At 57.0% G+C, this 24,150-nt stretch carries 27 protein-coding genes; 5 read left to right on the forward strand and 22 right to left on the reverse strand.

Annotation, left to right across the window (positions count from 1 at the left end; translation table 11 throughout):
* Positions 1–126 precede the first annotated feature (126 nt).
* The 13 genes from N7220_RS02675 to N7220_RS02735 all read right to left on the reverse strand — a co-directional run bounded on the left by N7220_RS02675 (position 127) and on the right by N7220_RS02735 (position 12,662).
* Positions 127–693, reverse strand: coding sequence for a TMEM165/GDT1 family protein (locus tag N7220_RS02675; RefSeq protein ID WP_425326779.1), 567 nt, complete (start codon positions 691–693; stop codon positions 127–129).
* 282 nt (positions 694–975) lie between these two features.
* Positions 976–1,728 (reverse strand): hypothetical protein, encoded by a 753-nt coding sequence (locus N7220_RS02680; RefSeq protein ID WP_283149937.1) that lies wholly within the window; start codon positions 1,726–1,728, stop codon positions 976–978.
* 114 nt (positions 1,729–1,842) lie between these two features.
* The gene (locus tag N7220_RS02685; protein WP_283149938.1) at positions 1,843–2,364 is read right to left on the reverse strand and encodes a low molecular weight protein-tyrosine-phosphatase; all 522 of its coding nucleotides are present in this window, start codon (positions 2,362–2,364) and stop codon (positions 1,843–1,845) included.
* A 277-nt stretch (positions 2,365–2,641) separates the two neighbouring features.
* Positions 2,642–3,550 (reverse strand): DMT family transporter, encoded by a 909-nt coding sequence (locus tag N7220_RS02690; protein WP_283149939.1) that lies wholly within the window; start codon positions 3,548–3,550, stop codon positions 2,642–2,644.
* Positions 3,551–3,638: 88 nt separating this feature from the next.
* Complete coding sequence (locus tag N7220_RS02695; RefSeq protein ID WP_283149940.1) at positions 3,639–4,364, reverse strand: ABC transporter ATP-binding protein; 726 nt, start codon at positions 4,362–4,364, stop codon at positions 3,639–3,641.
* Positions 4,361–5,188, reverse strand: coding sequence for an ABC transporter ATP-binding protein (locus tag N7220_RS02700; RefSeq protein ID WP_283149941.1), 828 nt, complete (start codon positions 5,186–5,188; stop codon positions 4,361–4,363). The genes N7220_RS02695 and N7220_RS02700 overlap by 4 nt, the downstream gene beginning before the upstream one ends.
* On the reverse strand, positions 5,185–6,492 hold the full coding sequence (gene livM, locus N7220_RS02705; RefSeq protein WP_283149942.1) for a high-affinity branched-chain amino acid ABC transporter permease LivM: 1,308 nt from the start codon (positions 6,490–6,492) through the stop codon (positions 5,185–5,187). Before livM ends, N7220_RS02700 begins: the two co-directional genes overlap by 4 nt.
* Positions 6,492–7,406, reverse strand: a complete 915-nt coding sequence (locus N7220_RS02710; RefSeq protein WP_283149943.1) for an ABC transporter permease subunit — start codon at positions 7,404–7,406, stop codon at positions 6,492–6,494. Before N7220_RS02710 ends, livM begins: the two co-directional genes overlap by 1 nt.
* Positions 7,407–7,614: 208 nt before the next feature.
* Positions 7,615–8,724 (reverse strand): branched-chain amino acid ABC transporter substrate-binding protein, encoded by a 1,110-nt coding sequence (locus tag N7220_RS02715; RefSeq protein WP_283149944.1) that lies wholly within the window; start codon positions 8,722–8,724, stop codon positions 7,615–7,617.
* A 417-nt stretch (positions 8,725–9,141) separates the two neighbouring features.
* A complete protein-coding gene (locus N7220_RS02720; protein ID WP_283149945.1) occupies positions 9,142–9,627 on the reverse strand; it encodes an Lrp/AsnC ligand binding domain-containing protein in 486 nt (161 codons plus the stop codon).
* 226 nt (positions 9,628–9,853) lie between these two features.
* Positions 9,854–10,798, reverse strand: a complete 945-nt coding sequence (locus tag N7220_RS02725; protein ID WP_283149946.1) for a DMT family transporter — start codon at positions 10,796–10,798, stop codon at positions 9,854–9,856.
* A 237-nt stretch (positions 10,799–11,035) separates the two neighbouring features.
* Complete coding sequence (locus N7220_RS02730) at positions 11,036–11,464, reverse strand: hypothetical protein (RefSeq protein WP_283149947.1); 429 nt, start codon at positions 11,462–11,464, stop codon at positions 11,036–11,038.
* Positions 11,465–11,519: 55 nt separating this feature from the next.
* Entirely contained in the window at positions 11,520–12,662 is a 1,143-nt protein-coding gene (locus N7220_RS02735) for an aminotransferase-like domain-containing protein (protein WP_283149948.1), read from the reverse strand.
* Between the two features lie 110 nt (positions 12,663–12,772).
* Between N7220_RS02735 and N7220_RS02740 the strand changes: the two genes are divergently transcribed.
* A complete protein-coding gene (locus N7220_RS02740) occupies positions 12,773–13,207 on the forward strand; it encodes a MarR family winged helix-turn-helix transcriptional regulator (RefSeq protein ID WP_283149949.1) in 435 nt (144 codons plus the stop codon).
* 25 nt (positions 13,208–13,232) lie between these two features.
* Here N7220_RS02740 and N7220_RS02745 read toward each other — a convergent pair whose 3' ends face one another.
* Positions 13,233–13,865 carry a DNA-3-methyladenine glycosylase family protein gene (locus tag N7220_RS02745; RefSeq protein ID WP_283149950.1) on the reverse strand — a complete coding sequence of 211 codons (633 nt, stop codon included), beginning with the start codon at positions 13,863–13,865 and terminating at the stop codon, positions 13,233–13,235.
* Complete coding sequence (pmbA, locus tag N7220_RS02750) at positions 13,862–15,193, reverse strand: metalloprotease PmbA (protein ID WP_283149951.1); 1,332 nt, start codon at positions 15,191–15,193, stop codon at positions 13,862–13,864. The genes N7220_RS02745 and pmbA overlap by 4 nt, the downstream gene beginning before the upstream one ends.
* Positions 15,194–15,493: 300 nt before the next feature.
* Here pmbA and yjgA point away from each other — a divergent pair, with 300 nt between their 5' ends.
* From yjgA to N7220_RS02770, 4 genes are read left to right on the forward strand one after another with little or no spacing between them, the layout of a single operon-like run.
* Positions 15,494–16,066, forward strand: a complete 573-nt coding sequence (gene yjgA / locus N7220_RS02755) for a ribosome biogenesis factor YjgA (RefSeq protein WP_283149952.1) — start codon at positions 15,494–15,496, stop codon at positions 16,064–16,066.
* Position 16,067: 1 nt separating this feature from the next.
* On the forward strand, positions 16,068–16,727 hold the full coding sequence (locus N7220_RS02760) for an HAD-IA family hydrolase (RefSeq protein WP_283149953.1): 660 nt from the start codon (positions 16,068–16,070) through the stop codon (positions 16,725–16,727).
* Entirely contained in the window at positions 16,724–17,299 is a 576-nt protein-coding gene (mog, locus tag N7220_RS02765) for a molybdopterin adenylyltransferase (protein ID WP_283149954.1), read from the forward strand. Before N7220_RS02760 ends, mog begins: the two co-directional genes overlap by 4 nt.
* Positions 17,300–17,341: 42 nt before the next feature.
* Complete coding sequence (locus N7220_RS02770) at positions 17,342–18,031, forward strand: alpha/beta hydrolase (RefSeq protein WP_283149955.1); 690 nt, start codon at positions 17,342–17,344, stop codon at positions 18,029–18,031.
* Between the two features lie 84 nt (positions 18,032–18,115).
* Here N7220_RS02770 and N7220_RS02775 read toward each other — a convergent pair whose 3' ends face one another.
* From N7220_RS02775 to N7220_RS02805, 7 genes are all read right to left on the reverse strand, one after another.
* Positions 18,116–19,831: a hypothetical protein gene (locus N7220_RS02775; protein ID WP_283149956.1), complete on the reverse strand. Its 1,716-nt coding sequence runs from the start codon at positions 19,829–19,831 to the stop codon at positions 18,116–18,118.
* A gap of 21 nt (positions 19,832–19,852) precedes the next feature.
* Positions 19,853–20,221, reverse strand: coding sequence for a SpoIIAA family protein (locus N7220_RS02780; protein ID WP_283149957.1), 369 nt, complete (start codon positions 20,219–20,221; stop codon positions 19,853–19,855).
* Between the two features lie 91 nt (positions 20,222–20,312).
* Complete coding sequence (locus tag N7220_RS02785; protein WP_283149958.1) at positions 20,313–21,083, reverse strand: pyridoxine 5'-phosphate synthase; 771 nt, start codon at positions 21,081–21,083, stop codon at positions 20,313–20,315.
* Between the two features lie 188 nt (positions 21,084–21,271).
* The gene (recO, locus tag N7220_RS02790; RefSeq protein ID WP_283149959.1) at positions 21,272–22,048 is read right to left on the reverse strand and encodes a DNA repair protein RecO; all 777 of its coding nucleotides are present in this window, start codon (positions 22,046–22,048) and stop codon (positions 21,272–21,274) included.
* A 29-nt stretch (positions 22,049–22,077) separates the two neighbouring features.
* Positions 22,078–23,013, reverse strand: coding sequence for a GTPase Era (era, locus tag N7220_RS02795; protein WP_283149960.1), 936 nt, complete (start codon positions 23,011–23,013; stop codon positions 22,078–22,080).
* A gap of 45 nt (positions 23,014–23,058) precedes the next feature.
* Complete coding sequence (rnc, locus tag N7220_RS02800; protein ID WP_283149961.1) at positions 23,059–23,769, reverse strand: ribonuclease III; 711 nt, start codon at positions 23,767–23,769, stop codon at positions 23,059–23,061.
* 3 nt (positions 23,770–23,772) lie between these two features.
* A complete protein-coding gene (locus N7220_RS02805) occupies positions 23,773–24,141 on the reverse strand; it encodes a DUF4845 domain-containing protein (RefSeq protein ID WP_283149962.1) in 369 nt (122 codons plus the stop codon).
* Positions 24,142–24,150: the final 9 nt, after the last annotated feature.

A 24,150-nucleotide genomic window follows, 5' to 3' on the forward strand; every position in this document is an offset into this window, starting at 1 on the left:
AGCCGAATAATGGTTTATAGAGCGTTATGCAATGTGTTTGCCAGCGCTCACCCATTTTTACTTTTTTCCCCGATGCTTACTTTTACTTTTGCCTGCCATTACCACCGTCGAACCGTCATGAGGTGTTTACAAACCCACCCCAGCCAGCGCGCAAACTCCCAGTACGGCAAAGATTGCCGACGCCACAAAACGCACGTAGCGCAACACATGCATGCGCGCTGAAATCCATTGCCCTACAAACACGGCTGGCACATCTGCAATCATCATGCCCAGCGTGGTGCCAGCGACCACCTGCCATAACGGCTGGTAATTCACTGCCAGCGCCACGGTAGCGATCTGGGTTTTGTCGCCCATTTCAGCAAGAAAAAAGGTTAATGCGGTCGCGATGAACGCGCCATAAGGTTTGATGCCATTGTCTTTTTCATCAAACTGATCGGGAATAAGCGCCCAGGCGGCAATGGCCAGAAAGCCTATACCCACCACCCAGCGCAAAATTTCGGGCGCAATGAAGCCAGACAGCCACACGCCGATCCAGCCTGCAGCAAAGTGATTGATGATGGTCGCGACGAAGATGCCGGCCACAATCGGCAGCGGCTTGCGAAAGCGCGCAGCCAGAATCAGCGCAAGCAGCTGTGTCTTGTCGCCCATTTCTGCTACGGCCACTACGCCGGTGGAAACGAGGAATGCGTCGATCATCAGTGTGTATACGTACAGGACAGTTGGCGGCAGATCAGCCCATGCGCCAAGCCTCATCCACAACCGGGAGAGGCACTGACAACAAAGTGCAGCCACAAAGACAAAGTCGCTGACAAAACCTGCCTTTGGCGCCATGGGTCACGTTGTGACGCTGGCAAAGCATTGTTTTGTGAGCGACTTCCAGTTTGCGGCGATCTGCGGGACGAACTTCCCTGAAGGCCAAAAGGTGCGCAGTGTACTCCCCGGCGTTGATCGGTTCAACCTTACAAGGTCACCGAACTACCTGGGGATTGCCGCAGTCACGGCGCTGACCGGGATGAATTGCAGGAACGGCCCGGCAATCATGCTCTGGGCGTAATCAATGGCGCTGCGGCGATATTTTTCGTTGTTCATCTCCGCCAGCAACTCCAGCCGACTGAGCATGCGGCCAAACTCGCGCTCAAAAGACAAGTTGCGCACGTCCGGGCCAATCTCGTTGGATAACAACAGCACCCTGCCCTGCGCATCCGTGCGATTGGCCAGCATCCAGGCGGCCACTTCAATATTGTGGGCGGCGTTCGCCAGTTGTTGCGCATCCAGCCCATTGATCAAATACAGCTGCAAATGCCCGCCATAGACTTCGACCAGCATCGTACCCAGGCCATAAATCAGCGTGCCGGCACGATCGCCACTAAAAGCGGGATTAAACGCCAGCGGCAACGCGGCCACTGATCGCACATTGACGGGCAACCCGGGTAGCGGCGTGCCATTGCGGATAGCGTCAATGACATTACCTTGCGCCGTTTGCAGATCCGGCGCGCCGGTTTTCTTCCATTCAGCCGGATTGCGTTTGTAGAGTTTTTGCAGCAGCAGCGCCAGGCTATCGAGGTTGTCGCGCATGGCCAGATTGGCTGCACGATTGGGCCCGCTTTGGGCCAGTTCATTGCTGTGAAAACTGTCGCCATTCACCGGCTTTTCGACCGGGGTACTGGCACAACCTGCCATCAGTCCAGCCAATAGCACCAGCCCTGATAGCCGTGCGGGTTTGTGCATGTGATGCTCCAGCCAAAAATCAAACGGCGCCAACTGCGCCGTTCCATTCATGGTTGACCATCAAGCTGCAATCCACAATCAGAATTGAGCTAAAACGTATCGCGAAGTGACCGTTTACTCAGGCTGGGCCAATGCCGTTTCAATATGTTTGACCAAGCCATCGCAACCCGCCTCGACCAGATCGAGCACATTTTCAAAGCCTTCGCCGCCACCGTAATACGGATCGGGCACGTCAGCGCCCTCATGACCCGGCGCAAAGTCCAGAAACATCTTGAGTCTGTCACGCAATTCGGGCGGGCATTGGCGTTCGAGCTTTTTCAGATGGCCGTGATCCATCGCCAGCACCAAATCGAACTGGCTGAAATCCTGGCGGTTGACCTGGCGGGCACGCAGAAAAGACAAATCGTAGCCGCGCTTGCGGGCATGCTGCTGTGCGCGGCGATCCGGGGCTTCACTGACGTGGTAGTCGTCGGTACCGGCAGAATCGATATCCACCCGTTCTTGCAAGCCGGCCTTGCGCACCAGCTGGCGCATGACACCGTCCGCAGTCGGGCTGCGGCAAATATTGCCGGTACAAACGAAGAGAACTCTGAATTTCTTGACGTATTTCAACGGCTTATTCCACTTCTGACACACCAATCCGTGTCATGACGAGTTAAACAGGGGCGAGAAGAATTCGCATGTTAACACCGTCCGGCGAACGCACGTTTCAAACAGGGACATACGTACATCTACTGATGCAATGACGATACAGCGGTAAATTCAGAATGCGTAGGCGCGAATAGCCGCGCCTGACGGGTTGCGCGGGCGATAGCGGCTTTGCAAGCTTGAAACATATTTTTCAGACAAAACTCAGCACACGAAGGCTGCTTTGGAGTTTGTGCATTGCTGACCCCGGGCGAGCAATCGCGCATCAGGATAAAGGCGCAGCTTTTTCCACGGGTGACTCCGGCTCTTGCCAGCTCACCAGGAAAATCGCCGCTAGCACACAAACCAGTGCGGCAGCGTGGGCCAGGGCCGGTTGCTCATGCAAAAACACAATCGCATAAACCACTGCTGCCACTGGCAACGCAGCAGTAAACACCCCGGCCTTTTGCGCCGGAATATGGCGGATACCCTTCATCCACAACCAGAAACTCAATACGCTAGCCGCCAGTCCGTACCAGAACACCAGCAGCCAGGTATGCAAGTCCACGCTGGGCAGGTCGAAATGCAGCAGCGAGGTCAAACCCAGCGGCAGCATCAGCATCAGGCCAATCAAATGTGTATACGCGCAGATATCAATGGCGGGGAGCGACTGGGTGAGGCGGCGCGACAGAATCACGTAGATGGATTCACAGACCACGGCGCCAGCCACCAGCAAATTACCGACCAGTGAACCGCCGTCACCATCGCTACCAGAACGGGTGACGTTGATGATCACCATACCCAGCACCGCCAGCCCCACGGCCACAATGGCGCGGCGGCCCAGATGTTCGCGCAGGAACAGCCACGACAAAATCAGCACCACCGCCGGGATAGTGCTGGTTATAACGCCCGCCGCCAGCGCCGTGGTGCGTTGCACGCCGTTGAGCATCAGCAACGTAAACAGGAAGGTACCGAACAGTGCCTGCAGAAACAGTCCCAACCACTGCTGACGTGTCACCAGCCGCATGCGGCTGAGCCGATAGCGCGGCAGCAATACGCCGACACCCACCACAAAGCGCAATAGCGCAAACAACGTCACCGGCACCACCATGACAATTGATTTGCCGATCCCCACATTGCTGCCGACCAGCGCCATCGAAACAATCAAAAACAAGGTATAGCGATTGAACGTCATGAATAGACCGGTGATGTGGGGGTGAACGGGGGCTACGATGCAGACGCGGCACGCCCGCAAAAAACGAACGTGCCGCGAAGGCCAGACTTTAAACTGCGTGGGCGCCGCTTTCCAGATACGCCGCACGTACTTCCGGGCTTTCCAGCAATTCTTTGCCGGTGCCCGCCAGCACAATGCCGCCATGCTGCAGCACGTATCCACGATGCGCAACCCGCAAGGCATGGTGAGCATTTTGCTCGACCAACAAGATGGTCATGCCGTAGGTGTCGTTCAGTTCGCGAATAATGCGGAACACTTGTTTGATGTACAGCGGCGCCAGGCCCAGTGAAGGCTCATCCAGCAACAGCAGTTGCGGGCGACCCATCAAGGCGCGGGCGATGGCCAGCATTTGTTGTTCGCCGCCAGAAAGCGTGCCAGCCCGTTGTGCCTGACGTTGCTCCAGAATCGGGAACATCACAAACATGCGCGCCAGGTCTTCGGCAAAGTGCGCGGCATCGGCAAAGGTGCTGCCCATTTGCAGATTTTCCAGCACGGTCATGCGCTGGAAAATCCGTCGCCCTTCCGGCACCAGCGCAATGCCTTTGCGCGAAATCTGGTGCGTGGACAAACGGGTAATGTCTTCGCCCTGGTAAGTCACCGTCCCTTGCGAGGCACGCGGCTGACCAAACAGCGTCATCATCAGGGTGGATTTACCCGCGCCGTTGGCACCAATCAAGGTAACGATCTCGCCTTTTTCCACATGCAGATCAACACCGCGCAAAGCGTGAATGGCGCCGTAATGGGCATGTACGCCGGTAAATTGCAGCATGCTCATAACACCACCTCCGCCGTGTCTTCTTCGCCCAGATACGCTTTGATCACGTTTGGATCATGCTGGATTTCCAGCGGCGTGCCCTGGGCAATCTTGTGGCCAAAGTTAAGCACGCAAATCTGGTCCGATACCCGCATCACCACGCTCATATCGTGCTCGATCAGCAAAATGCCTTTGTCGTGTTCACGCGAGAGATACAGCAGCAACTCGTTAAGCTCGGCGGATTCGCGCGGGTTCAGCCCCGCCGCTGGTTCATCCAGGCACAACAGCAGCGGATCGACACACAAAGCGCGGGCGATTTCGATGCGCCGTTGCGTGCCGTAAGACAAGTTGCCCGCAGCCACATTGGCGCGATCCAGCAAACCCAGCCGTTCCAGCCAGGTGCGGGCTTTTTCCAGCGCTTCATCCTGGGCCTGCCGATAACTGGCCAGCCCCAGCAAACCGGCAATCGAAAACCGTGACGCCCGCTGCAGTGCGTTGTATTGCGCCACCATCAGGTTTTCCAGCACCGTCATGCTCGGGAACAAGCGGATGTTCTGGAATGTCCGCACCACCCCGGCTTTACGCGCCACCAGATGCGACGGCAGTTTATTGAGTGCCATATCACCGTGCTTGGGGTGATGCATCAGCACATCGCCCACAGTGGGTTTGTAGAACCCAGTCAGGCAATTGAAGAAGGTGGTTTTGCCCGCGCCGTTGGGGCCAATGATGGAGGTGACTTTGCCCGCGGGGACATCCAGCGACAGATCATCCAGCGCGGTCAGCCCGCCAAAACGCATGGTCAGGTTCTTCACTTCCAGCAAGGTTGGGTTGTTGGCAGCACTCATGGCGCGGCCCCCTGCTCTGCAACCAACCCGACCAGTCGCAGCGTTGGTTCACGCCGAGCGATAATGCCGCCCGGACGCCACACCATGATCAGCACCATGGCGGCGCCGAACAACAGCATGCGGTATTCCGAGAAATCCCGGCCCAGTTCCGGCAATACCACCAGCAACAGCGCGGCAAACACCACGCCCAACTGGCTACCGCGCCCACCGAGCACGACGATGGCCAGAATGGTGGCAGACTCGGAAAACACAAAGCTTTCTGGAGAGATAAACCCCTGGCGCGCGGCGAAGAACACGCCGGCGAAACCGCCCAGCATGGCGCCAATGGCGTAGGCAGAGAGTTTGATGCCGGTGACGTTGATGCCGAGCGCTTTGCAGGCCAGTTCATCTTCACGCACCGCTTCCCACGCCATGCCCACCGGCAAACGGCGCAAGCGTGAGACAAACAGATTGGTCAGCAACGCCAGCACCAGAATCAGGTAATACAGATAAATGACACGCTGATCGGCCGAGTAGTCCAGGTGGAAGAACGAGGCAAACGTCGGCGTATCGCCAGGTGGTTTGAATTCCAGGCCAAAAAAGCTGGGGCGCGGAATGGAGTTGATCCCATTAGGGCCACCGGAAAAGTCAGTCCAGTTCACCAGAATGATACGAATGATTTCACCAAAGCCCAGCGTCACAATCGCCAGATAATCGCCGCGCAAACGCAAGGTAGGCCAGCCCAGCAGAACACCAAACAACGCAGCCATGCCGCCCGCCACCGGCAAAGTCTGCCAGAAGCCCCAGCCAAACAGCGTCGACAGCAAGCCGTAGCTGTACGCGCCCACCGCGTAGAACGCCACGTAGCCCAGATCCAGCAAGCCAGCCAGACCCACCACCACGTTCAAACCCCAACCCAGCATCACGTAGATAAGCACCGTGGTTGCGGTATCCACCACGTAGCGATTACCGGAAAACGCAATCGGTAGCACCAGCGCAAACGCCAGCATCACTCGCCCCAGCCATGCCAGCCACGGTCGTTGTACCACCACGGCGGTTTTGGCGGCGACGCGTTCGCGTTGCAGTTTGCGCAGATGAAAATGATCCACCAGCCATTGCAATACCAATCGCCCGACAAACACTGCGCCGACAAATTCGGCCAGCAGCGGCCAGCGGGTTAATACGGTAAGTCCACTGCCCTGATCCTGCGTGGCGAGCCCGAGCATGGGAAGGCCTAGCAATAGCGCGACCAGGCCGATGCGCAATGCGTCTTTCAAACGGGCCGCCATGATGCCGCCCAGGTCTTGTTCAACAAGCGCGTTCATCAGACTTTCTCCACTTCTGGCCGGCCCAGCAAACCACTGGGGCGGAACATCAGCACCATGATCAGAATGGCGAAGGTGGCGACGTCTTTGTATTCCGGCGACAGATACGCGCTCCAGAACGATTCGATCAGCCCGATCAGCAAACCGCCGAGCATGGCGCCTGGTAATGAACCCACGCCGCCCAGTACCGCTGCGGTAAACGCTTTGATGCCTGCGACAAAGCCAATCGAGAAATCCACCACGCCGTAATACACGGTGACCATCACACCGGCGACTGCCGCCAGCGCGGCGCCCAGCATGAAGGTGTATGAGATGGTCCGGTCGACATCAATCCCCAGCAGTGAAGCCATGCTGCGATCTTGCTCGCAGGCACGCTGTTGGCGGCCGAAGGAGGTGCGGGTGATCAGGCCGGTAAATGCCACCATCAACACTACTGTCACCACGCAGATCATGATTTGTGTCCACGCGAGGTGAACAGAGAAACCATTGTGGCTGAACAGTTCAATGCCGCCAGGCATCATGGTAGGAATGGGTTTGACGCGGGCGCCCTGGGTGATCTGCACCATGTTCTGCAGAAAAATGGACATCCCGATCGCGGAAATCAGCGGCGCCAGGCGCGAGGCGTTGCGCAGTGGCCGGTAAGCAGTGCGCTCCACCGCCCAACCGTAAACCGAGGTAAATGCGATGGCAATGATGAGCGCCAGCGCCAGCGCCAGTGGCACTGCGGTGATGCCCATCGCGCTCATCAGCGTCAGCGCAGTCACCGAGATAATGGCGCTGACCATATAAATGTCGCCGTGGGCGAAGTTGATCATGCCGATGATGCCGTACACCATCGTATAACCGAGTGCGATCAAACCGTAGACCGCACCCAGGGTGAGGCCGTTGATCAATTGCTGAATGAACTGCCCCATGACAAGGGTTGCTCCAGTGTGGGTAGGCAGGTTGCAGCATGGCAGGCGGTGTAACTGGCCCGCCACGCTGCACAGGTACCTGTTGGAGCCCTGACAAAACCCAGCGAAGCGATGCACCAGGTAGGCACAAGGCGCGCGAAACGCAAACAGTACGATTAGTACGGCAAGTAAGCGCAACGCAGCCTGCAGGGTTTTGTTAGCGGCTCTCTTACTTGAAGTATTCGTACTTGTTGCCCTTCCACTGATACACCCTGAATGCCGGGACTTTCAGATCACCTTTGGCATCAAACGACAGCGTGCCCACCACGGTGTTGAAGGAACCGTTTGCCAATGCTTTTTGCAGATCGGCGTACTTCACGCTCTTGGCTTTTTCAGCCGCTTGCTGGAACAACTGCATGGCCGCGTAGGCGTACAGCACATAGCCATCGGGTTCGATCTTCTTGTCGCGAAAGCGCTTGACCACGTCAGCAGCGCCCGGCTCCAGACGCGAATCCGGGGCGAAGGTGAACAGCACGTTGTTGGCGTTGTCACCACCGGCAGCAGTCACCAGTTCGTTGTTACTCATGGTATCGCCGCCCAGAATGGTCAACTTCAGACCAGCTTGCTGAGCCTGGCGCAGAATCAGCGCTACTTCGGTGTGATAACCACCGTAAGCCACGACCTCCACACCCGCAGCCTTGAGCTTGGTGACGATGCCGGAATAGTCTTTTTCACCGGCGGTGATGGATTCACGCAGCACCGGTTTCACGCCTTTGCTTTGCAGACCCTTGGCCATTTCATCAGCCAGACCTTTACCGTAGGCACTCTTGTCATCGATCACGGCGATTTTCTTGCTGCCGAAATGCTCAGCCAGGAACCCACCGCCCACGCCGCCTTGCTGATCGTCGCGCCCCATGATGCGGAAGATATTCTTCAAGCCGCGCTCAGTGACCTTCGGGTTGGTGGACACGGTAGCCATTGGAATTTGCGCATCGTTGTAGATATCTGATGCCGGAATGGTCGAACTGGAACACCAGTGACCATGCATAAATACGATGTGCTTGTTGACCATGGCATTGGCCACCGACACGGCTTGTTTTGGATCACAAGCGTCATCGCCGACTTCCAGTTTGATCTTCTGGCCCAGCACGCCGCCCTTGGCGTTGATATCGGCCACGGCCATTTCTGCGCCGTTGCGGATTTGCGCACCGGCGGAGGCGTATTCACCCGTCATTGGACCGGCAATACCGACCGAATAATCGGCCCAAGCTGGTACGGCCAGCAGCGTGGCCAGCCCCAAGCCTGCCACGATAATGCTTTTCTTCAATGCCGCTTTCATGATCCTCATCTCCATAAATGAAACATACAGTGAAAGATTTAGTGATTCATGCAGCACAATTACATACGAAATTATGTCTGCATTGATACAGTCGATATAAATCAAATACCAGCAAACGGTGATATACGGGTCTGTGCCCGTCATTGTTTTCGGACACCGCGTATTCGCTATGCATTATCAAAGCAGCATTACCGCTGTTATGAACGCATTCGGTACAAAGTCGCTACATATTTTCAATTCGTTTATTGCAAACGAAAGCACTGCCACTCAATGCCTTGCCCTGCAGTAAGGCACCAAAATCCTTAACCACGACACCGCCTTGACCACGGCCCGCTTGTGGCCACCAATGCAGCAGCCAGCACGATCCGCACGCGCCAGGCGTGGTCAGTTGCAGTGTCGTGAATCCAGTATTCTTTTTTATTCTGATTTTTGAGCGAGATGGCTCAGTGAAACCGAGGTTGATTCTTTAACCTCTTCCATCACCGTATAGCTGTGGGTAACCCGAATACCCGGAATGCCACTTAATGCTTTACCCAGAAATGAGCGATAAGACGCCATATCCGGCACGCGTATCTTCAGCAGGTAATCAAACCCGCCGGCAATCATGAAACACTCCAGAATTTCCGGAATCTCCAGTACTGCTTTACGGAATTCTTCAAATGCAGTTTCTGATGTTTTTTCCATCGAAACTTCAATAAACACCATCAAGCCCAGACCCAGCTTTTCAGTAGATAACTGAGCGGCATAGCCTTTGATCACGCCAGACTCTTCCAGCGACCGTACCCTTTCCAGACATGGCGTCGTGCTCAGCCCCACTTGCCGGGCCAGCGCCACATTGGTCATGCGCCCTTCACGTTGCAGGGTTTCCAGGATTTCCAGGTCGATCTGATCCAGCTTTGCCATGCAGTCCTCGTTGCGTGCCTTATCGAGCTCTGCCAGTTCAGTACGCAGGTACTCATCTGCGCAGGCATTAGTCAGAAAGAACAATAAACCACGTCTTATGCAAGGTACAATTTGTTATTTCTAAGTTGCAAAAATACCGCAGTATATTGTTCTGCGTAGTTGGGGATTTCCAGCACAAGCACGCAATAGAGATGACCGGTCGCCTGTTGCAGATATGGTCGTGGCATCAGCCGGGATGCTCTGGCGGATGTCGCACTGCATGCACCCACGATGATCCGGCCACGCCACCCAGCAACAAGAAAATCGCCGCCAGCTCCAGCGGACGGGGCATGCGGGCCTCGTAGAGAAAACCGTAAAGCAGCGCAAACACCGTTTCGAAGATGATCATTTGCCCGCCCAAGGTCAGCGGCAAACGGCGGGTGGCGGCATTCCACAGGCCAGTGCCGATCATGGAAGGCCCAATGGCAATGGCAAACATCGCCACAGTGAACCAGCCCCAGGCGCGCGGCGCAGTATTGGCAGACAGCAGTGGCGCCATAACGCCCACTGACACCAGCAGTGCCAGCACGCCGGTAGTAACGCCCATCAGCAATGACCAGTCGTGACTGGAAAGATCAGTGCGCCGCATCAGATAGCGGGCATTGCCCACGGCGTAGGCGCTCCAGGCCAGCAAGGCACCTGTTGCTGCCAGCAACCCGACCAACTTGGCGCCAATGCTTTGAGCATAGCCAGCGGGCAAAGTGGCCGTAAGCACGTCAGCCCCGTTACACAACACGCCAAGCACAATCGCCGCCAAGGGCCAGATCAATTTGCGCAGGCTGACCGCGTTATGATCCGCGCCGCCTGCCAGCGTAACCAGTACAGGCAACATGCCGATCACCAGCGAGGTGGCCGCCACGCCAACCCGTTGCACAGCAATTGCCAGCATCAAGTAGTACACCAGATTGCCAGCGACGCTCAGCCACAACAGCGTAATCCAGTCACGACGCTCGAGCCGCTGCAGCACGGCGCGTAATGTGGGCAACAGAAATGCCAGCGATACCAGTCCGTAGGCGACATAGCGCCCCACCATCAGTTCGGCAGCGCTGAAATTGTCCAGCACGCGGGGCACCAGGAAAATCACGCCCCACAGCGCCCCAGCCATCACCCCGTAAGCAATTCCTGCAAACACGCAGCGACTCCCCCTTTTTGTTGTCAGCGCAGCATAGCGCATGCCCTGCATGGCTGGGCCTTGCGGATTACGGCAACAAGATGGGGAATGAAAGCGGATCTATAGCCCACACAGCACCCTTGAACGGGCACGACGGGCCGGGAAACCGACCACAGACAAAATGGGAGAAGGAGAAGAGAAACTGGCAGTGAGGCAATACAGCAAGGCAGGCAGCAGGCGCCACAGCGCCCGTTGCGCTTATTGATCCTGCTCTTGATTCACCACGTACAGCATGCCCGGTGGGGCCCACGCGCCTTTATCAAAGAACTTGTCAGTACCGCGCACCAGAACGTAGCCATCGGTGACCATGACCACGGCCAGATCCTGATCGCGCGGCAGTTCGCGGCATTCGCTGCTGTCGAACAAAGCGGCAAACTTGTCCTGCTGGCCAGCTTGCACATAAGCCACGCTACGCCGTGCGGTATCCGGGAAAGCGCAGGCATAGGCACCCGGCTTGGTTGGCCCCACTTGCACGCCAACGCTCAATGCCTCAGCGGGCGCACTGGCCGAATCGTTACCGCCGACACCCAATACGTCGATCATCATGGTGGCGCCACCAATCAAAAAGACGGCGAGCAACAGCAGCATTTGCCATTTCTGCGAATTGCCGCTTTTAGATGCCTGCATAACCGTTTATTCCGTAACCAGTGAAAGGCGGCATTGTACCCGTCGCCGCCCAGGTCTAGCGCAGCAACTTTGCCAGGCGTGTCATGCCTTCTTCGATGTCGGCCGGGCTGGAATGGCTGAAATTGAGGCGTAAACAGCTTTCGGGGGCGGCACCGGCAAAGAAGGCATCGCCCGGCATGATGGCGATATCGGCGGCCAGCGCTTGCTGCATTAACGCATGGGTGTCGATGGTTTGCTTGAAGCGAACCCAGAAAAACAAACCACCCACCGGTTTTTGCCAGGTGACCAGATCGCCCAGATGCTTATGCAGTGCGGCATCCATGGCATCGCGGCGTTCGCGGTAAATGGGCAGCACGCGCTGGACATGCTCTTGCAAACCGCCATTGAGCATGCTGGCTACCAGTTGCTGGCTCAGTCGGTTGCTATGCAAATCTGCCGCCTGTTTCAGCCGGGTCAGATGCGGCACCAGTTGCGGGTGGGCAATCAGAAAGCCCAGGCGCAAGCCAGGAGCGAGCGTTTTGGAGAATGAACCCTGATATACCCACGGCGCGTTTTTCAATCGACCGACAATGGGCAATGGCGCGGGCGCATCAAAGGCCAGTTCCCGATACGGATCATCTTCAAACAACGGCACATTTGCGGCGTCCAGCGCTGCGGCGACCTGTTGGCGTTGGGCGTCTGGATAGCAATAGCCCGACGGGTTCTGGAAGGTGGGCGTGAGATAAGCCAGTTGCGAACGACTCAAGGCCTCGGCAAATTGCGCGACATCGGGGCCGGATACGGTATCCACCGCCACCGGCTGGAAATCTGCACCAAACAGCCGAAATGCCTGCAGCGCCGCCAGATAAGCCGGGGCTTCGACCAGGACGCGTGTGTCCTCTTCGATAAACAACTTGGCCACCAGATCAATGCCTTGTTGCGAACCGGACAGCACCAGCACTTGCGCCGCCGTGCAATCGATCCCCAATGCGCGGCCTTGTTCGGCAATCAACTCGCGCAATGCAGGCTCGCCTTCGGTCTGGCCGTACTGCCAGCAATCAAGCGCCCTCGATGATACCGTGCTGGCCATATCCGGCCGAAACAGCGCTTCATCCGCTGGCAAACCGCCTGCAAACGAGATCACGCCAGGGCGGCTGGCGGCGGCAAGAATATCGCGCACCAGCGACGAAGTCAGGCGTTCAATTCGTTTAGCAAACATGGCATTTCCTTTTTTAGGTCAATCTACTTGACTATATGCTGTTTCCCTCAGCCCTAAATGTCAATATCATTGCCCAGTCTTTTCAGCCATAACAGTTACCGGCCAAGCACATGACAACCAAGTCGCCACAGAAACGTGCACTCAGTGATGCGCAGGAACTCTTGTTCTACGCGTATCGCGCCTTTACCGCGGCACCCGACGCCATGCTGGATCAGCGTGGCTGGAATCGCGTGCACCACCGGTTGTTGCACTTCATTGGCCGCGACCCCGGCATTGCCGTGAACGAACTGCTGGATAAACTGGGCGTGAGCAAACAAGCCGTACACAGTCCGCTCAAGGCACTGGTAGAAGCGGGCTTGGTTGAAACCGCGCCCGATGTTGCTGACCGGCGCGTCAAATGTCTGACTCTGACCGATGCCGGGCGGCAACTGGAACTGGCTTTGTCATCGCCACAGTTTGTTTTGCTGGAAGAAGTCTTTGCCCGCTGCGGGCCAGAGGCGGTAAAAGGCTGGGAAGCGGTGATGAAGGCCATGGCACAACGCTAAAGCTGCGTCAGGGCGCAACGTGCCGCTAGTATTCGATCGGCACAGCCTCCAGGCTGCGCCACAGATACCATGTTGCCGCACTGCGCCACGGTTGCCAGCGCTCGGCCAGTTCGCGCATGGCTTTGGGCGGCAACCGTTCGCCGCCGTTGTAAAGCCGAGCAATGGCGTTGATTACGCCGATATCGTCCAGCGGCAAGACATTGGGTCGCAGCATGGCAAACATCAGAAACATTTCGGCGGTCCAGCGGCCAATACCGCGAATGCTCACCAATTCGGCGACGATTGCGTCATCGTCCCACGCCTGCCACACCGCCATATCCAGCCGACCCGCCACATGATGGCGCGACAAATCCTGGAGGTATTCCACTTTACGGCCAGACAAGCCGCAACCACGCAGCCGGGCAACTTCGACCTCCAGCAACTGCTGGCTATCGAGCACGCCACCCAGTTCGGTCAAAAAGCGGCCCCAGACCGATTCCGCCGCCTTCACTGAAATTTGCTGCCCGACTATCGACCTTGCCAGCGTTTGATAAGCATCGCCGCGCCCGCGCAGGCTGATGTCCGGGAATTGCGCAATCAGCTGCGCCATGACCGGGTCAGCCGCCGCCAGCGCAGCGACGGCCTCATCCCAGTACTGCGGGCGCAGCGCTTCGCTCATTCGCCAGCAACCGTCATGCGGCGAATCAGCAACGAGCCCACGCGGCGACTGGACGACAACTGGATATCGCTGCCGATACCGATGATGTCCTTGAACATGTCGCGCAGATTGCCCGCTACAGTGATTTCTTCCACTGGATACCGGATTTTGCCGTTTTCCACCCAGAACCCCGCCGCGCCACGCGAGTAATCGCCGGTGACCATATTGGTGCCATGACCCAGCAATTCGGTCACAAACAGACCAGTGCCCAGTTCAGCCAACAGTTCTTCAAAACTGGCGGTTGGGGTCACCAGCAGGTTATGCGCGCCACCGGCGTTGCCGGTACTTTGCATGCCCAACTTGCGGGCACTGTAGCTGGAGAGAAAATACCCCTGCTGCACACCGGCATCGATCAAAGTGCGCCGCTGCGTGGCCACACCTTCGGCATCAAACACGCTGCTGCCCAGGCCTTTTTTCAGGAACGGGTCATCCACAATCGTCACACAAGGCGCAAACACCGCTTTGCCAAGACTATCGGTGAGGAAGGACGATTTGCGATACAGGCTGCTGCCACTGACGGCGTTGACCCAGTTGCCCAGTAAAGACGACGCCAGCGATGCTTCAAACAGCACCGGATACTCGCCCGTCTTGACGCGCTTCGCCCCGAGACGACGTACCGCCCGTTCCCCGGCCTTGCGCCCGACGCTGACGGCGGATTCCAGCTCTGCCGGATCGCGCATGCTGGTGTACCAGTAATCACGCTGCATGCCGGATGCATCTTCGGCAATCACGGCTGCGGACAAACTATAACGGCTGCCGGTGCCAGTCCCGACAAAACCAAGCGAATTGCCGTAGGCCCAGCGCGAGGCATGAGTCGAGGCCGAACCGCCTTCGGAATTGGTAATGCGCGGATCAACTGCCCGCGCGGCATCTTCGCATTCAGTAGCCAGACGGATCGCCTCTTCTACTGGCAAATCCCAGGCGTGGTAGAGATCCAGATCGGGGAAATGCGTAGCCAGCAACGCTTTGTCCGGCAAGCCGGCAAATTCATCAGCCGCAGTAAAACGGGCGATGGCCAGGGCGGCGCGCACGGTATCAGCCAGCGCATTGGCTGAAAAATCCGAGGTACTGGCGTGCCCTTTTTGCTGACCCTGATATACCGTGACACCCATACCCTTGTCGCGGTTGTACTCAATGGTTTCGACTTCGCCCAGGCGCACGCTGACGTTCTGACCAAATGATTCCGAGATATCTACATCGCAATCGGTCGCGCCCTGGTCACGGGCTTCATCCAGAACCTGGCCGACCAGATCGGCCAGTTGTTGCTCGCTAAAACTGAATCCGGACACGGTTTTCCTTTTTTTGCTGATTGGACCACCCAGCGTCTGCATGCGCGGGTTGCCAGGTTGTTCGGCTCTTCAAGGCTGGCGGAGGTATCGGCCGCCGCGAATCACCATTCAATGATGAATGATGACGGTTTGTCTGTGTGTATTAGCTCAAATGGTGGCAAAACGGCGTATTGCCAGAGTCATTCGCGCATCGGTTTGCGTATCCTCGCCGCGCCCGCTGGTACTGTCGTATTGCAAAGGCGCGGGGTTGGGGACGAACTAGTTTGTTATCATAGCGGTTTTGCAGTAATGGCCCCAAACATGGCAAACAACGAATCTATCGACCAGCACGACGACGACGTCGAGCTGGCCAGCAAATCGCAGATGAAACGCGAGGCGACCGCGCTGCAGGATCTGGGCGGGCAATTGCTGCCACTGGACATGAAACTGATCCAGACCCTGGGCCTGCCCGACCGCCTGGTTGAGGCGATCCGCGAGTTCAAGCGCCTGAAGGCAAATGGCGCGATTGCGCGGCAAAAACAGTTCATCGGCAAACTGATGCGCGATGTCGATCCGGCACCGATCCACGCTTTGCTGGCACGCGTCTCCGGGCAATCTGACACGCACAATGCCTGGCTGCACAAGCTGGAGCGCCTGCGCGACAAAATGCTGGAAGACCCGAAAGCAGTAGAAACTTTTGTGGCCGACTATCCTGACGTCAATGTCCAGCAATTGCGCCAGCTGATTCGCAATACCTTGCGCGAACGCGAATTGCAAAAGCCGCCGAAGTCTTTCCGCGAATTGTTCCAGCTGCTCAAGCAACATATTCAGGAACCTACTGTGCCGAGCGTGGAATCGTTGATGCCACCTGCGGACGAAGACGAGGAAGCCTGATATGACATGGCGCGTCGAGTGCGAGGCATTTCTGTTTGACATGGATGGCACGCTGGTCGATTCCACCCCGCTGATCGAGCGCATCTGGCGCGGCTGGGCGGCACGGCGGGATATCGACGTAGATTATCTGTTGCAACACATACACGGCCGGCGCGGCGTAGAAACCATCCGCCTGGTAGCACCACATCTGGATGCCGAATCGGAAGTGCATGAATTGCTGGCCGAGGAAATGGCCGACATGACGGGTGTAACGGCCATTCCTGGCGCAGCAGACTTTGTGGAGCGACTGCATCCGGCGCAATGGGCCATCGTGACCTCTGCGCCGCGTGACATTGCGTTGGCCAAGCTACGAGTTGCAGGTGTACCGCAGCCACAGTGGATCATCGCTGCGGACGATGTAGACGTTGGCAAACCGCATCCAGAACCCTACCTGAAGGGTGCTGCGCTGCTGGGCAAGCATCCGGCGCATTGTGTCGCCTTTGAAGACGCCGAAAGTGGCATTCACTCCGCCCACCAGGCAGGCATGCCTGTCGTAGTTATCACCCACGCCGCCGGTGCCGATATTACGGGCTTGGCCAGCGTGCAGATCGGCCATTACAACGAGCTGCAACTGAGCCACGCCAACGGGCAATTACAACTCGCTCGGGAGCGCGTGGCATGAGTTTTCGCATTGGACTGGTTTCGGTGTCGGATCGCGCCTCGCAAGGCGTCTACGAAGACAAAGGAATCCCGGCACTCCAGGAGTGGCTGGCCAGCGCGGTCACCACTCCGTTTGAAATCGTCGACCGTTTGATCGCCGACGAACAAGCCCAGATTGAAGCCACGCTGATCGAACTGGTGGACGTGGAGCAGTGCGACCTGGTGCTGACCACCGGCGGCACCGGCCCAGCGCTGCGTGACGTTACGCCCGATGCCACGCTGGCGGTGGCTGACCGGGAGATGCCTGGCTTTGGCGAACAAATGCGCCAGATCAGCCTCAAGTTTGTGCCAACTGCGATTTTGTCGCGTCAGGTGGGCGTGATCCGCAAGCGCTGCCTGATTCTCAATTTGCCTGGGCAACCCAAATCGATCCGCGAAACGCTGGAAGGCCTGAAAGACGGGCTGGGGCATATTATTGTGCCGGGCATTTTTGCCGCCGTGCCGTATTGCATCCAGTTGCTGGAAGGGCCGTACATAGAGACCGACCCGGAAGTGGTCGCAGCCTTTCGCCCCAAATCGGCGATCAAGCCGTAGAACTGGTCAAGACATGCTCAAGGTAATACAAGGACTCATCGCGTGACTGCTACCACCACACCTTCCCCGCTGCTCGACACCATTGAAGTGGAAACCGGCGACAACCCGACTGCGGCGGTAATCTGGATGCACGGCCTCGGCGCCGATGGCTCCGATTTCGCTGGCATGGTGCCGGAACTAGGCCTGCCAGAGTCGCTGGCGGTGCGCTTTGTATTTCCGCATGCCCGCTTTATGCCGATCACCTGCAATAACGGCTACACCATGCGGGCGTGGTACGACATTCTGTATTTTGACGAGATCAACCGGCATGCCGATGAAGCGGGCATCAAACAATCGCTGGCCGACGTGGATGCGCTGATCAAAGACCAGAATGCTCGTGGTATTCCGACTGAGCAGATCGTGCTGGCTGGCTTCTCGCAGGGTGGGGCAATTGCCTACACCGCTGGGCTGACTTACCCGCAACGGCTGGCAGGCATTGTGGCGCTCTCAACCTACTGGCCCTCCCCGGCTCTGATCGAGCAAAATCGTGGAGCTGCCAATCAGCAGACTCCGGTGTGGGCTGCGCACGGCACCGGCGACCCGGTCGTGCCATTCGCCTTGGGTGAACGCGCGAAAACCGCAACCGAGCAATTGGGCAACCCGGTGCAATGGCATCATTGGCCAATGCAGCATTCTGTTTGCCTGCCCGAGATTCAAGGCATCGGCAAATTTCTGCAGTCCGTATTGGCCTGATCACCGGCCAGCACAATAAAAAAGGCTCTGCCATAACGGCAAAGCCTTTTTTATTGCCAGTAACCAGCCTGATCCCGGCCTGGCTTAGTGCTTCTGCGCCACCACTTGTACTGTCACCCAAGTCCAGTCGATGCCTTTATCGAGGATGGCACCCAGCGTTACCGTGAAGTGGCGTTCGCGCGCCTGCACTTCGTAGATACGGTCACTGTCGTAATCGGCGGAGTACATCAGCAAGGTATTGACGCTGACGCCATCGACTTCATGCGGCAAATACAGCGCCGAATTCTGGGAATGCAAAATTGCCCCGTCAAACGCATCAAACTCGGTAACTTCCAGCGCACGCGGTTTGAGAGATGCGGTATTGCTCTGGATGCTGACGGCCACAGGCGTGCCGCTCAGTAGTTGCACGCCGGTATAGACCTGCAACTCGTTCACGCGCGACAACCGCCGTACCACGCAAACCTTCCAGGTATCTTCCTGACCAATGCGCATGCCCAGCAACACGCCTGGCCTGACCCATTCGGCACCTTCGGCCTCCAGCGTGGCTCCGAAGCCGCCTTCAGATTCGTTTTCGATACGCCAGCTTTGCCAATCGGCTTGCTCGGTACGCTGCACCACCTGCGGCGTCTGCGCCTGACGCGCCCGCGTACGCGACGAGACAAAACCGTAGAGCCGCATATCCATGATTTCATCGTCATCAACGATAGGTTTGGTTCCTGCAGGCTGGCGCGAGAACTTGTCGTTATCTACCCGCACATGGCGAAACAGCCGATCCAGCCCGCTGACCACATGGGCTTCTTTGCTGACGGCATGCCGGTCGCTACGCGAGATCTGTGCGTTGCGGATCGACATGCTCCAGAACACGTCCAGGTGCTTGAGCAACTCCAGGCAAGCCGGAGCACGACAGTCGTTGCCCAAACCCAGCGTTTGCGGCGCTGCACCAGCCTCCAGCTTGCTGATCAAGGCTTGCACTTCGTTGAGCAGCTCAAAAATGCCCCAGTAACGATATGGATCGCCGCGACTGTCTTCAGCAATTTTTTCCGGTCCCTGCTTGCCGCTCAGGTTCACGCAGAAATGGTGGTGGTCTGGTTGAAAACGCCGCGCCAGCAAAACATTGCGCGACCATTTATCCAGCCATTGATCGGTCCAGTCCAGCTGACGCACCGACAGATTGTTGGAAGCCACCGTGTTGAGCATCAGCAACTGGATGTATTCGTCGGCACAAGAACTGACTTCCGCACCGTGATGGGGATAAAGCGGGAACGGGTTACAGTCAAAACCGTCAATTTCCGAGAGCCGATACATGCTGTGGGCCTGAGTCCACAACTGCGGCGGCACCCGATCAAAGCGGAAGTAATGCCACTTGGCGAGTATCGCCACGTAATGCAGGCTGCGCGCCAGCACCAGCGGCATCAGCGCATCCCAGGCTTGTTTCTCGGCGTCAGCTGCTTCCACTTTGGCAAAGCGCTGATACGCCGCCACCATGGAATTGGCCAGCCCGGTGATATCACGCCACAGTTTTTGCTCAATCTCTTTGGGCATGCGCGGGTTGGAAACGTATTGATAACGAATCCGCTCAAATCCAACCTGCACACCATTGTCGATCTTGATGAGTGCTTCAAGCAATTCCGGCACCGGCTTGCGCTGGCTGGTGAGGAATTCATCCACCACCGCAGCCACTTTGTCGCGCTGGGCTTGCGGATCGGCAAGCTCAAGTTTGCTACACCACGCCGTCACCTGGCGTGGGTTATCCAGCGGGGAGGCATCCTTGGAAAAAAGGCTGTTGAGAAAAGCTCTCATGGTTATCCTGTTCTTTGCCGTCTACGCGGCAGCCCCTTGTGTGCCATCTGCCAGCAGCCAGCCTTTGGCTTCGTCCAGCGAGTCAAAAATCTCGATCTTTGCGTCCGAAAACAACTGGTTCAACCAGGCTGACCAGGTAATCCATTGGTCGTCGGTTACCACCGCAACTTTGCCGAAATCCTTGCTGTGGGCGCGGGCGAATTTGTATTCTTCCACGGCCATATCCAGCGTGTAGCGCATCATACCTGTGAAGTCGAACAACAAATTGGGTTTGCCTTCAAAGTTGATTTTGTAACGCACATCATCTTCGAACTGCCGGAAGTCATGCACGGTAAATTCGTTGAAAACCGCAACCGAAACATAACCAGGCTCATGAGTGATGGTAATCATGGCATCCCCTTATTTGTTGACTGATTGGTTGAAATCCTGTGCCAGCGCCATTGGCTTGCAACGCTACATTGCCGGATCACAGAATGCGCGCTTAGTTCTCGTCATCCTCAGGAATATCTCGCCGACCGGGCAAGCGTGAGCGGATCATCAGCATTTTCATTTCGCGCACCGCCGCTGGCAAACCGACGATCAGTGCCTGCGCAATAATGGCATGCCCAATGTTCAGTTCTTCAATTTGCGGGATCGCTGCAATGGGCTCGACGTTATGATAATTCAATCCATGCCCCGCGCTCACAGCCAAGCCAAGGTTGGCGGCATATTCAGCGGCAACCTTGATGCGGGCGTATTCGGTTTCGCGGGCGCGCCGGTCTTTGGCCAGGGCATAGCGCCCGGTATCCAGCTCAATAGCTTGAGCGCCCATAGACTGAGTCAGACGGATCTGTTCAAAGTCCGGTGCCAGCAGCACTGACACCCGAATGCCCGATGCAGCCAGCTTTTTGATGTATTCGCCAACTTCGGCGCGATTGCCGCGCACATCCAGACCATGCGTGCTGTTATGGCCTTCCCCATCGGTAGGTACAAGGCAGACATCTTGCGGCGCGACACCCAAAGTGAAGTCGAGCAACGCCGGATTCAGCGCCATTTGCAGATTCAGGCGCGTCTGCAGCAGGGCCTTGATAAAACGGACATCCTCATCGCCCACATGACGACGGTCTTCGCGCAAATGCAAAGTAATATGATCCGCCCCTGCTTGCTCCGCCACTTGAGCGGCAAAAACAGGGCTTGGATAACGCGCATCGCGAGCATTTCGCAACGTCGCCACGTGATCGATATTGACACCCAGCGCAAGATCACCAGCCATAAACAAAGCTCTCCGCAGTATTTCGATTCAGTACATCAATTTATATCGGCACCACCAGCAACATCATGATCAAGATCGTCCTCGATTATGAGAAAAACGGATGCCGCTGACACTTTCATCATAAGACACCAGTTGGTCCGGCCCAAGCTCGATACAAATAACCCGCAGGTTACGGTGCCGAATGTCTCTTACAAGCGCTGCAGATCCAGCAAGAGCTGGCGGGTATGCAATGGCGTATCACCCAACGCCGCAGCGAGTGCCTGACGCATCAACAATTTGGTTTGCGCCAGCGCACGCTCGTCATCGAGTTTGCCCTGACGCAATGCCAACAATACTTCGCCATCCAGCCGGCCACCCTGCCCGCCCGCGTCGACCAGGCCCTGGTTCGCGATGTAGTCATAACTGCGCCCAGCGGCGATGGGCGCACCTTGAATATCGCGTTCCAGCTCCAGCCCGTACCCCAGCTCCGCCAACAGCGCCAGCTCAAAGCCCCGCAAGATGGGTTCAACCTCGCTACCAGCTGCCGAAGGCAACGCTGCCAGTTGCCGAATCGCCTCAAAGTAAGCGGCGAACAGCGCTGGTTGGGGCTCCTCGCGCGGCATCAGCCGGACTAGCAATTCGTTCAGATAAAACCCGCACAGCAAAGGCAAACCGGTCGGCTGGGCGATACCACCTTGCCAATCGGCCGCGTGCAGCGTCTTGACGTCGCCACCACCAAACCAGGAAATCAGCAGCGGCTGAAACGCCAATAACGCACCACGCAATTGCGACCCGGCACGCTGGGCACCACGCGCGACGATGGAAATCCGCCCGTGATCCCGTGAGAATACCTCCAGCAAGCGGCTGGTTTCACGCCAGGCATACTGATGCAGGATAAACGCGGGCTGCGCGTCGACGCGCGGTTGGGACTTACCGCCGCGAGAACGCTTTACCGCTGAAGAAGAATTAGTCGAGCGACTTGCCAAGCAAGCGCCCCGAGAGTCTGCACATTGACTTATTCGAACCCTTGTTGACGCAGAACACGCGTGTCGTCAGCCCAGCCGCTTTTGACCTTGACCCACACTTCCAGGTAGACCTTGGCGTCAAACAGTTTTTCCATGTCCTGGCGCGATTCGGTGCCGATACGCTTGAGCTTCTCGCCGTTTTTGCCGATCAGAATGGCTTTCTGGCTGTCGCGATCAACCAGCACCGCTGCGTAGATACGGTACAGCGGGCGGCCATCACGCATGGTTTCTTCGTCGAATTTCTCGATTTCCACCGTCATGGCATAAGGCAGTTCATCGCCGAGTGCGCGGAACAGCTTTTCGCGGACGATTTCTGCCGCCAGAAAACGCGAATTACGGTCGGTGATATGGTCTTCCGGATACAGCGGAATCGACTCCGGCAGCAGTGGTTGTACCGTCTTGAGCAACACGTCCAGTTGCTGGCCCTTGAGTGCAGAGACCGGCACGATGGCATGGAAGTTGAACTGGTCTGCCACTTTCTGAATAAACGGCAGCACTTCGTTCTTTTGCGTCAACTGGTCAATCTTGGTAATCACCAGCAATACCGGACGATTTTTGGGCAGCAGCTTGAGCACCGCTTCGTCCGCCGGGCCATACTGACCGGCCTCGATCAGAAACAACACGCAATCCACATCCGCCAGCGTCGTGGTGACGTTACGGTTCATCGCCTCGTTCAAGGCATTTTTGTGGCGGGTCTGAAAGCCCGGTGTATCGACAAACACAAACTGCGCTTCTTCACTGGTGTAAACCCCGGTGATGCGATGGCGAGTCGTTTGTGCCTTGCGCGAAGTAATGCTGATCTTCTGGCCAATCAGGTGATTCATGAGTGTGGATTTGCCCACATTCGGGCGGCCAACAATGGCCACAAAACCACAACGGAAGCCGTTGGCAACATCGCCCGCGACAGTAATTTCGGAATCAGCCATGACAGGCTCCAGGCAAGTAAAACAATTTCGTAAACGGCGGGAGGATCAAGCGCGCTTGGGGGCCTTACCCGGGTATTTCTCTTTCAGCATACCCAAGGCTTCGCCCGCGGCAAGCTGTTCCGCAGCGCGGCGGCTCGGTCCGAGCGCAGAGGTGGTGACTTTGAGGGCCGGTACGCTGCAGGAAATCTCGAATACCAGATTAGGCGATTCGCCTTCCTGGCGCACCACCTCATAAACAGGCAACGCGTGATGGCGCGCCTGCAACCACTCTTGCAGTGCGGTTTTGGGGTCTTTCAGCGCGCGCGATGGATCAATCGCTTCGATGCGGGGAACAAACAAACGCTCGATCATGCCTTGAGCGGCTTCAAAACCGCCATCAAGCCACGCCGCACCAAAAATGGCTTCAAGCGCATCGGCAAGAATCGACGGACGGCGATGTCCACCACTTTTCAGTTCGCCCTCGCCCAGCCACAGGTAGTCGCCAATATTGAGTTCACTGGCCACGTCAGCCAGCGACTCTTGCCGCACCAGGCTGGCGCGCAGTCGCGATAACTCACCTTCGTTCAGTTTCGGGAAGTGATTGAACAGTGCCCGACCTACAACCGCATTGAGAATGGCGTCGCCGACAAACTCAAGACGTTCGTTATGCGTGGAAGCAAAGCTGCGATGGGTCAACGCCTGTTTGATGAGGCGTGCGTCAGAAAAAACATAACCGAGCGCCTTTTGCAGGCGCTCGGGAGGTAACACAATGGACACGGTTTATTGCCCTGACTGTGATGCGCTGGATTTTTCAGCATCAAATGCAAACAGCAAACTGGCATTCCCCATTAGCGGCACAACACGTTCATAACTCGCGCTGATTGTTGTTACGCCACCGGACTGCACGATCACCAGATCTTGTGGTTTGACCGAATCAGTATCGTTGATTTGCGCGTGCTTGCTGTACGAAGCGCGAATCTGCTCAGGCGTTGAACCGGCCTCTTCTTTCACCAAAGTGGCGAGGGTTTTCTGAATATTGAAGTATTCAACCCAAGCCGGAATGACCTTGAAAAAGGTCACCGCTGCCGCGCCCACAACCATGGCGATAATGATGAATCCAATAAAAGACAACCCGCTTTGCTTGCGCATTTTTAATCC

It is taken from the genome of Silvimonas soli (assembly GCF_030035605.1).
Taxonomy (GTDB): domain Bacteria; phylum Pseudomonadota; class Gammaproteobacteria; order Burkholderiales; family Chitinibacteraceae; genus Silvimonas; species Silvimonas soli.